The sequence below is a fragment of the Bacteroidota bacterium genome (assembly GCA_039111535.1).
GTDB lineage: Bacteria > Bacteroidota > Rhodothermia > Rhodothermales > JAHQVL01 > JBCCIM01.
Genome location: JBCCIM010000221.1, coordinates 1 through 10,166 on the forward strand (window position 1 = coordinate 1; position 10,166 = coordinate 10,166).

General features: G+C 51.5%; 10 protein-coding genes. 6 read left to right on the top strand and 4 right to left on the bottom strand.

All coding sequences use genetic code 11. The annotated features are described in order from the left end of the window. From AAF564_23320 to AAF564_23340, 5 genes are all read left to right on the top strand, one after another. The coding region (locus AAF564_23320; GenBank protein MEM8488497.1) for a sulfotransferase at positions 1 to 1,527 on the top strand (1,527 nt) is incomplete at its 5' end. Positions 1,528 to 1,583: 56 nt separating this feature from the next. Next, positions 1,584 to 2,258 (top strand): NeuD/PglB/VioB family sugar acetyltransferase, encoded by a 675-nt coding sequence (locus AAF564_23325; protein MEM8488498.1) that lies wholly within the window; start codon positions 1,584 to 1,586, stop codon positions 2,256 to 2,258. A 452-nt stretch (positions 2,259 to 2,710) separates the two neighbouring features. Then, positions 2,711 to 4,276, top strand: a complete 1,566-nt coding sequence (locus AAF564_23330) for a hypothetical protein (protein ID MEM8488499.1) — start codon at positions 2,711 to 2,713, stop codon at positions 4,274 to 4,276. Positions 4,277 to 4,406: 130 nt separating this feature from the next. After that, a complete protein-coding gene (locus AAF564_23335; GenBank protein MEM8488500.1) occupies positions 4,407 to 4,946 on the top strand; it encodes a DUF2911 domain-containing protein in 540 nt (179 codons plus the stop codon). A 130-nt stretch (positions 4,947 to 5,076) separates the two neighbouring features. Then, on the top strand, positions 5,077 to 5,799 hold the full coding sequence (locus AAF564_23340) for a hypothetical protein (GenBank protein MEM8488501.1): 723 nt from the start codon (positions 5,077 to 5,079) through the stop codon (positions 5,797 to 5,799). A 45-nt stretch (positions 5,800 to 5,844) separates the two neighbouring features. Here AAF564_23340 and AAF564_23345 read toward each other — a convergent pair whose 3' ends face one another. The 4 genes from AAF564_23345 to rplU form a co-directional block, all read right to left on the bottom strand. Beyond that, a complete protein-coding gene (locus tag AAF564_23345) occupies positions 5,845 to 7,023 on the bottom strand; it encodes a tetratricopeptide repeat protein (GenBank protein MEM8488502.1) in 1,179 nt (392 codons plus the stop codon). Between the two features lie 192 nt (positions 7,024 to 7,215). Then, positions 7,216 to 8,451 carry an aminotransferase class V-fold PLP-dependent enzyme gene (locus tag AAF564_23350; protein MEM8488503.1) on the bottom strand — a complete coding sequence of 412 codons (1,236 nt, stop codon included), beginning with the start codon at positions 8,449 to 8,451 and terminating at the stop codon, positions 7,216 to 7,218. 92 nt (positions 8,452 to 8,543) lie between these two features. Beyond that, positions 8,544 to 8,804, bottom strand: coding sequence for a 50S ribosomal protein L27 (gene rpmA, locus AAF564_23355; protein ID MEM8488504.1), 261 nt, complete (start codon positions 8,802 to 8,804; stop codon positions 8,544 to 8,546). Positions 8,805 to 8,880: 76 nt separating this feature from the next. Beyond that, positions 8,881 to 9,426, bottom strand: a complete 546-nt coding sequence (gene rplU, locus AAF564_23360; GenBank protein ID MEM8488505.1) for a 50S ribosomal protein L21 — start codon at positions 9,424 to 9,426, stop codon at positions 8,881 to 8,883. A gap of 130 nt (positions 9,427 to 9,556) precedes the next feature. Between rplU and AAF564_23365 the strand changes: the two genes are divergently transcribed. After that, on the top strand, positions 9,557 to 10,166 hold a 610-nt coding region (locus tag AAF564_23365), incomplete at its 3' end, for a fumarylacetoacetate hydrolase family protein (GenBank protein ID MEM8488506.1).

The window sequence follows — 10,166 nt, forward strand, 5'->3', positions numbered from 1 at the left end:
CCCGCATTTTATGCAGCATGTTCTTCTCAAGAGCAATTGCAGACCTCCATTGAAGGTGTCGAAAGCAATGGCAGCCGGCTGCAGGCAATCCACACACAGTTTGATGCAATGGCAGCCTGGATTGGGCATCCCAACGTATACTTTGTCAAGTTGGAAGATCTGGTGGGCGCGCCGGGAGCGCGTGGCAATAAAAAACAGGCTGAAACGCTCCGGCACATTGCAGCATTTCTCGGGATTCATCTGGATGATATTATGCTGGATGTATTGCAGGAAAGTCTTGCGGCCAGCGGTTCTCCGGCATTGTATGAACAAATCGGTAGTTGGAAGCGAGCCTTGACAGCACCGCAACTTGTGCGCATGCAGGTGCTTATGGGAGATCGGCTGCTGGCACTGGGCTACGAAGCCGGCAGTGCCCCTCCGAATGCACAACCGAAACCTGCACCAGCAAAGCTGCCTGAGCGGCCGTTACAGTCCTCACCTGTTGCGCAAGATGTAAGGCCGGCGCCACGCCACAGCACATCAACATACCAGGGAGAAAATCTACTCTTTCTAATATCGCAGCCACGGGCAGGATCAACATTGATGCAGCGTGTGCTCGGATCACATGAGGCAATCCATGCATTGGCTGAACCATGGGTGATGTTGCATCCACTTTATGCACGTCGTTCACAAGGGATACAAACCAACTATGATGCTAACCTTGCAAGAGCAGCCCTGGATGATTTTGTGGGGGCGCTCCCCGGGGGCTGGGAGGACTACATGGATGGGATCCGGGCCATGGCTGGTGTGTGGTACAACAAGGTACTCACAGGTACCGGTAAACCGCTGTTCCTCGACAAAACCCCGCGCTACTATCACATCATTCCTGACCTGGCAGCTTTATTTCCGGCTGCAAAGCTGATGATCCAGCTTCGGAATCCGCTTGCGGTATTGTCTTCTGTGCTTACTACCTGGGTGGGCAAAAACTGGAGCCGGCTGAGTATGCACCGTGATGATATTTTACTGGCGCCGGCGCGCATTGCCGAAGCCCTGCATGTACTGGGCGATCGATTGATTACCATTCGGTACGAGACTTTTGTTCAGGATCCCGATGCAGAAATGCTGAAACTTTGCAGTGCGTTGGGCCTCCGTTTCAACCCGGAGATGTTGAACTATGGTGCCAATCCTGCGCCTCCAGGCAGGATGGGAGATAGCATTGGCGTACATCAACACAACCGGCCGCAGTCTGGTAGCCTGGATAAGTGGAAAAATACGTTTACAAATCCAACGTACCGTTTACTGGCTGAGATTGTCCTCACGCTCACAGGCCCAGAGATCCTGTCTCGGCTGGGCTACAGTTTTGAAGGCCTTTATGAACAGCTGCTGCAGCTTCCGATGCAGGACGCCGGCGCAGTGGGGCGCGACCAAATGATTGCCATGGTGGCAGCACTTCAGCTTTCACCCGAAAACGTAGAACGCATTACGCCCTTGATGGGGCCATATCTTACTGGTGAGCAAACAGCAACACACCAATCGCTCAGCATCTAGTTGTCCGCTGTGCTGTCGTACTCTGGGTGAAATTTGTTATACTACAAGTTCACCAGATGGTCAGTATCGATATGGACAACATGCTGCTCCTTGGGGGCGGTGGTCACGGTAGTGTCGTTGCCGCAACCGCGCGAGCATTAGGGTACAAACTAGTAGGATTTGCAGATCGCAGCGCAGCACGCGTGCCCTATGCCGATGCTGTATGGCTGGGTGATGCGGAGCCCACACAACTGCGGCAGCAACTGCCAGCAGGCGTGTCTGTTGCTAACGGTTTTGGATACATCGGACAAGGGATCCTTCGGGCAGCGCAGTACAAACAATGGTTAGCTGAAGGATTTGCCTTTCCTGCCCTTATTCACCCACACGCTATCGTCGCTGAACAAGTTGAGATCGAAGCCGGCGCGCAAATCATGGCCGGTGCAGTTGTGCAACACCAGGCCCGGGTCGGGCAAAATGTAATTGTTAATACAGGCGCTGTGATAGAACACGGTTGTGTGGTTGAGGCACATGCGCATGTGGCCTCGGGCAGTGTGCTCTCCGGTGAGGTGCATGTTGGCCGGGGATGCCACGTTGGCGCAGGTGCAACGGTGATACAAGGTGTCCAGTTGGGGGCAGGTAGCGTAATTGGTGCAGGGAGCGTGGTAGTCAGAGACGTTGCACCCTATACACGCGTCCTTGGCGTGCCTGCTCACCATACGGTAAAGGTGCTGCCAAAGCGACATTTTGATTAGATGTGGGGCTCGTCCTGGTCGGCCAATCTTTCCACGCATGGGCAAATTGTACACCCGAAAACAATCAAAACAGGCTAAAAAACGCGATTGTTGAATTGGTGCACTCTTTGGTCTAATCCATATCAAGCGTGATCTCGTTCTGAATAAGAACATGGTCAAAATACATTGGGCCACCCTGAACCCTACAACAGATTTGTACAGGTCGTGTGGACAATTAGCAGAGAAATAGATGTTTTAATTCCATGATTGGGATCTGGAAACAGGATTTTTAAGATAATTGTCCACACGACTTAAATCACACATCGGGGCCCATTTATTGGTTCGCGCATTCTGGATGAAACCAGCGTCGGTATTGCACACCCGGCGCTGCGTTACCAGATCTGAATACCAGCACAAACCATTGATGCCGGCTTGCGTCGGCACTGGTCATGCCGGGAGAACGCCTTAACGACATGGATCATAAGACGACAATTGAGCGCATCCTGGCTATCGAAAAGGCAATGGATGTGGCAGCCATCAGGTATAAAGGAGTACACCTCTGGCCGTTTGTGCGGATGCAGCTGTGGCAACGTTTGTTGCATCCCAATAAGTACGCGCCGCCGGCAGCCATTGGGCTCAGACGGCTGGCGCATAAATTGTCGCAGGGCTTTTTTCGGCCTGATTTCTACGCCCCTTATCTCGAACACGCCAAGCGCCACCGCAGCAATCTTGCAGAGTTGACCGATTTTGGTTCTGTGGATGTGCTGTTTTTTTCCCGTCAGGAAGAACACGAGGATGTGTTTGGGGGGCGGTACTATAACCGGCTTGTCGATCCGTTCATCGACCTGGTGAAAACGCAGTATACCTTTTTAAAACTCGAGCTGATTACCGATCAGACGCAAGAGACATTACCCCGCTTCGAACACACCTATTTTTTTGACTCCCTGGATTACCTGCGTTGCGACGCCCAGCGGAGTGTAATTGCGGCCTTTCAGGAATCTCCAACCATTGAGCGTATCCAGCAAGGCAATGTGCTGACACAGTTGTTGGCCGGCACGCGATTTGACCTCGCCCTCACAGAAGAGTACCTGATGATGGAAGGGGAGCGGCTGTTACATTATATCAGATACTTCAAAGAGGCCCTTGCAGCAATTCGCCCGAAAGTAGTAATGCTCAGCAATTACTACGACAATCTGGGTATGGCGCTGGTCTCCGCCGCAAAGTCCATGGGCATTGTCACCGTTGACATTCAAAAGGATGTACAGGGGCAATACCACGGCATGTATTCTTGCTGGGATAAAGCACCAGATGCCGGATACGAAATGATTCCGGATATTTGCTGGTGCTGGGGTAAGCCGGCTGTTGAGCACATGCGGCTGGGCGCAGGTACGTTCAATCCGCGGCCGCTAATTGGCGGCAACCTGTGGCTCGAAAAATGGCAGGACCAGGAGCCGGTTGGATTTGGCCTGGAACCTGAAGCAACAACTTTTTTGGATGGCTTGCGTGCACCACAAAAGGTTGTACTGGTTTCGCTGCAGCAATCAGATCGGGCAATTCCTGATGCGATGCTGGAAGCCATGCGCAAGGCGCCGCCTGACTGGTTCTGGCTGATACGTTTACATCCCGCGCAGCGAAACAAAATCAGTGCGCTCCAGGAGGCGCTGGAAGCGTTACATCTCGAAAATGTAAATGTGGAAGAGGCAAGCCAATTGCCGTTGTATCCCTTACTCAAGCAAAGCCACAGGCATGTTACGCAATGGTCAACCATCGCGGTGGAGGCGTTACGATTTAATGTCCCATCACTGATTATCCACCCAACCGGGCGTGCACAGTTCAATCATTATATCAAACAGGGACATTTCTCTTATGCAACCCATGCAGAAGGGATTATCGATGCCCTGACTGCACCTCGTCCACCCCTGGTCGAAGAAACGCCTTATATAGAGACAAACCGCATGTTTGCACGTGAGGCGCTTGAAGAAATAATGCGTGCTTACAAAGTACCTGCTCCGGTTACGGAGGAAATGTTAGCAGCCTAGCCGGCCAAATACACACTTTTTTGATAAATTTGCGTGTTAGAAGAACCCGCAGAAGCAATTGTCGTACATCCACACGGTACTGCAACCCATTGCTATCAAAAAAGACTATCACAGAACGTATTTTTATCTCATGAAAAAGAACCTTTTCAGATTCTTCGTGGCTGCTTTTGCCATGCTACTCATGGTTGGTACAGCGACTGCACAAGAGCGCGGCGATGATTCCAAACAGAAAAGCAAAAACGCTGAAGCTACCGGCATGATCGGCGACGTTAAAGTTCGCGTTACCTACGGCGCACCACATGTTAAAGGCCGTACCGTATTTGGCGGACTCGAAAAGTGGGGCCGCGTTTGGCGTGCCGGTGCTAACGAAGCCACTACAGTTACGTTTAGCCAGGATGTTACTGTCAACGGACAGGATCTGGCAAAAGGCATTTACTCATTCTTCCTCATTCCACAGGAAGAAGGCGCCTGGACTGCCATTTTCAACAAAGTGCCGAACCAGTGGGGCTCTTATGACTACGACAAAGCTGAAGATGCCTTGCGCGTAGACGTAATGCCAAAGACAATTGATGCGCAGGAAGTACTCCTGTTTGCAGTCGATGGCGACGCTGGAACGCTCAATATGCATTGGTCGACCACTGGCATCTCTCTGGCAATTGCCGGCAAGTAAGCCAGCTGTAAATAGCTATTTGAAGCCCTGGCAGGAGCAATTCCTGCCAGGGCTTTTTAGCTTTAGGAGTACGGGATGTATCTTTAATTGCCTATCTTGCAGCATTCTGTAGAACATTCCTGTAACTGGTATGAAAACAAGTATACTTGTGTTGGCGCTGATAACCCTTTCGTTTGGTTGCCAACCGACCCCTGAACCCGCTGAGGCTGAGCCGGCCGCAGCCGTTGTTGAAAACGCCCCCCCTGATCCTTACAATCCCAAAGACGGTAACCTGGTTGTACCCACCGACTGGCTTGTTAGACTGGATCAGCCGGATGACGCTGTTGTAATTGGCGCAAATGCCGACTCTTCAGACATCTATTTTGTAAATATGTCGCCTGGATGGCATGTAACCACAGGGCCTGCCGGCATCTTTTATCACCCGAACAGCACAGCAACGGGCAATTACAAAGCACAGCTTGATGTTTATCTGTTCAATCCCGGCGAGCGCACTGAGGCGTTTGGATTATTCTTTGGCGGGGCCGACCTAAATGGCGAGACGCAAACGTACGACTATTTCCTGATTCGCAATAGTGGTGAATACCTTATCAAACGCCGTAGCGGCGACGAGACCAGCACACTTGCCGCATGGACCACAAATCCTGCCATCAAGCGTTACACCGACCCTGAAGAGTCATCCGTATTGAATAAATTGGCGGTGCAGGCAGAAGACAACGAAGTTGTATTTCTGATCAATGACATCGAGGTGACACGCTTGCCCCGTGCAGACGTGCATACAGAAGGTGTCGTGGGCATGCGCGTCAACCACGCGCTAAACCTGCATATATCAGATTTGAAGGTTGCATCTCTTTAAAGGACACAAGCCGCTCAAAATCTGGTGATTACGAGAACCCGTTTTCTAAACCTGTTGTGCTGCGGGTTGGGAAACGGGTTTTTGCGTTAACGGCTTCTTTTCCTGATGAGACGCGAGCCATTCGATGTATTGCAGCGCCATGGTATTGTGGGGGTTATAGGTCAACGCTTTGTTGAGGAGTTCGAGGGCGTTGTCATACTCACCGAGAAGGAGATAACCCATGCCCACGTTGTAGTAACATTCGTCGAGCGGCAGGTGCAGGGTTTTCCCTTCTTCAGATTCAGTATTTGCCAGTTCGAGTGCTTTATAAGCAGATCGTATCCCTTCGTTGTACCGGTGCATCTGGTACGCAATATTGCTCCGCAAGTAATGCAGGAATGACGCATTGGGTGTTATCTGAAGTGCTTTGTGCACATAACTACGCGATTCTTTGAATGCACTTTCTTCCATGGCCACCTGGGCTGCTTTGTAATAAGCCTGTACGCGCAACTCGGGACGCAGCCGTTCAAAATCGAGCCTCTTGCAAGTGGCTTTGGCTTCAGCAAAATTACCCATAGCAAGGCAGATGTTCAGCAGATGATGCTGGTAATAGGCATCATCAGGTGTGAGCCGTAGTTGCTTTTTGACCATGGAATAGATCCGGTGCTGTTTGGCGCGCATGCCCTGCTCTGACAGCGCGTACCCAAAGTGCTCAATGGTAAGTGGCGCCGGCTCTACCGACAGCCCGGAAGCCACTGCAGCTGCATTAATGGATTCTGCTAACTGGTTGTGCACCAGCCCCGAATACTGAATGCTGTGCCCATTTCTGAAAAGCCTGTACGAGTGCATGATATCAAAGCTCGACAGGTCGCTTTGGCTATGGTAATTTTTGATTTTGAAGGCATAAGCAAGCAAGGTTGGGTTTTCGATCAGCTTTCGGATCATCTGCCAACCGGTTTCATCCAGCCGTTCGTCGGCATCGAGAATAAGGACCCAATCTGCTTTCACGTGCTGGAGTCCGTAATTGCGATGCATTGCAAAATCATGCGCCCAGGCCTGTTCGAGAACTTTGGCGTCCATCGAAAGCAACAGAGGTACCGTGCCGTCTATGCTGCCTGTATCCACGACAACCAGCTCGTCGAGATACTGCCGAACGCGTGGCAGCCATTCGAGCAGGTTGGTTTCTTCATCCCGCACAATCATGGCGAGGCAGAGCGTTGGTTGGGTTGGTATAGCCCGGGTCATAAGCTTGGTACGGACACTGTTGAAATGCTGAGAAGGGAATGCAAAGAAGGGGTACAGTGCATGAACGCTGATTAAAGCGTACTGCCAAAAAGGGAATTGCTGTGGCGCAGGGGGCCATGCCCTGGTGCGCAGAACCCTGTTGAGTGCAATAAACTTGCCAAGGGTTGTTGGATGTGCGCTGTGCACGAAGGCTCAGGTTACTGGACCGCCGGCTGATGATAATTGGGTTTGTATATAGCGAGCACCAGCCAGCCCTTTTTTGAGAATGCTGAACGTGCGCTGGATTTCAGCTTCGGTATTCCATACAAATGGCGACAACCTCAGGTAACACCCCTGCCTGCTGTCTACAAAGATTTGATGTGTTTTCAAGTACTGCGCCATACGGTCGGACTGGGGGATTTCAAATACAACCATGGCACTACGCTGTGTTGCCAGCCGGGGAGATCGCAGTTGCAGGCCAAGTTGATCTGCCAGTGCAATACACAGATCCGTTTTTTCTACCGCATCATTGCGCACAGCGTCGAGGCCGGCGTCGAGCAAGACTTTAACGCCCTCTACTGCATGATATAGGGCTGCAACAGCCGTTGTGCCCCCCAAAAAACGCATACGGGTATCCGGATGGGGCAGGGGCCGCTTGTCAAATGCAAACGGCGCTGCATCGCCAAACCAGCCTGTAAGGCGCGGTGTCAACTGCAGGCCAGGTTTCAGATACAGATAGGCATTGCCTGATGAGCCCGAGCCCTCTTTGAGCAGGCCGCCGAAGTAGAGGTCAATATCGAGTGCTGCGACGCTGGTGGTTAACGAACCAATACTGTGGTAGCCGTCAATCGCAAGGAGGCCGCCATGTTGGTGAATGGTATCAGCAACGTCTCTGATAAATGCGTCGGCTAGTTTTTCACCGGTGGTGAAGCCAACGTGGCTCAGGATCACAAGCGCTGTTTTGTCATCAATAGCGTCGAGCACAGCGGCTTCGTCAACAGTATTACCCTGCAATGGAATTTGCAGAATCTCCAGGTTATGGATATCTGCCCATTGCTGCAGGGTGAAGCTGACGGAAGGAAATTCTGCTTCCGTAAGGATAACTTTTCTCTTTTGGGCAAACAGTTCGCGTGCAGAAAGGATGCACTGGACAGTCCAGTGTACGTTGGGTTGCATGATACAGGTGCCGGCCTCTACGCCCAGCAGGGGAGAAATGTAATGATCACCAAGATAAACGGGGAGTGTCCACCAGCCAACGGTGTCTCCCGATTTTGGGCGCCAGTGATTGGGGACGTTGTTCCAGGCGTCAACGCCGCGTTGCTGCCAGTCGTTGATGAAGTGCTGCATCATGGCTGGAACCGTGGCCGGCATCAGGCCATGGGTGAACGCCCTGAATTCAATGGCATCCTGATGTGCAGGTAAGATGTAGGCGTCACGCAAAGACAGCATAGGATAGGGAGTCTTGTAGCAAACAAAAAAGGGCTCCTGTATAGCACAGAAGCCCTTGAAAATACCGTATTAGCAGGTTTGGCTGCTATCGATTATGCAGCAATCGGGTCTACATTGATGAACTTCCGATTGCCACGGCCACGGGTAAAGCGAACTGTACCATTGGCTGTAGCGAAGAGGGTATCATCACCGCCACGGGATACATTGTCTCCCGGGTGGAACTTGGTGCCACGCTGGCGAACGATGATGCCGCCGGCTTTGACAAAAGAACCACCGAATACCTTGACGCCAAGCATCTTAGCATTGGAGTCGCGACCGTTTTTGGTAGAACCTACACCTTTCTTATGTGCCATGACGTTAACTGGATTTTGTGTTACTACTTTGTTGTTGCTTTGTAAACGCTGTTAGATCAATTACTGTCAGATCAAACTAGGCGTCGCCGTCTTCAGCTTTCGGCTTGGCTGCTTTTTTTGGTGCAGCTTTTGGTTTTGCGGCAGCTTTTGGTTTGGCTGCGGTCTTCGGTTTGGCTGCAGCTTTCGGCTTCGCGGCCGCTTTCGGCTTGGCTGCTGCTTTAGGCTTCGCGGCCGCTTTCGGCTTGGCTGCTGCCTTTGGTTTTGCTGCGGGCGCATCATCTGCCTTTTTGGTAGCAGTTGCTTTTGCAGATCCTACAGTCAAACCGCTAATCTGAAGCTTGGTATATTGCTGGCGGTGGCCACGCTTTACCTTGAAACGCTTCCGGCGCTTCTTCTTGAAGACGAGTACTTTGTCTGCCTTAACGTGCTCGAGCACTTTGGCTTTGAATTTGGCCCCTTTTACAGTTGGCTCACCAACTTTAATTTTGCCGTTGTCCGACACGAGGAGTACATCGTCAATGGTGACTGCTGCGTCGACTTTGGCGTCCATCAAAGGGACAAAAATTGTATCGTCTTTGCTGACTTTAAACTGTTTGTCAGCTACTTCAATAATTGCGTACATTTGCTCTTCTTATGTGCGCCGGGCTGGCTACCGCCGCGAGAGTTAAGAATAACTTCAAATTTTTCACAGATGGCCTTATAATCTCAAATAGTCCCAGTGTTTCCTTTTTAATTGTGTAATTCGTGACAAGATGTTGATAGATACGCGTATCACCCTGCCGCATAATAATACGGTTATCAATTCACCCCGTATTTTCTGTATAGGACGCAATTATGCGGCGCATGCTGCAGAAATGAAGAGCAAAGTACCCGAGGTACCGATGGTGTTTCTGAAGCCGTCGACGGCGCTTGCCAGGGATGGGGGAGAAGTGGTGTTACCTGATCTATCTGCTGAGATACACCACGAGGTTGAGTTGGTTGCCGTGATTGGAAAAGGTGGGAAGCACATTGCGCCAGAACATGCACTTGACCACATATGCGGCTACGGGGTTGGATTGGACATGACTGCCCGCGATATCCAGGCTGCAGCCAAGAAGAAAGGCCACCCGTGGTCTGTTGCCAAAGGATTTGATACGTTTGCGCCGCTGGGTGAGCTGGTGCCGGCGTCTGAAGTGCCAGATCCGCATGGCCTCGATATCGAGCTCAAAGTGAACGGCAAAACCCGGCAAGCTGGCAATACGCTAGACATGATATTCAATCTGCCGGCGCTCATCGCGTACTGCTCACGTATCTTCACGCTTTTACCAGGTGACCTGCTGTATACCGGTACGCCAGAGGGCGTTGCGCAAGTACACAGTGGAG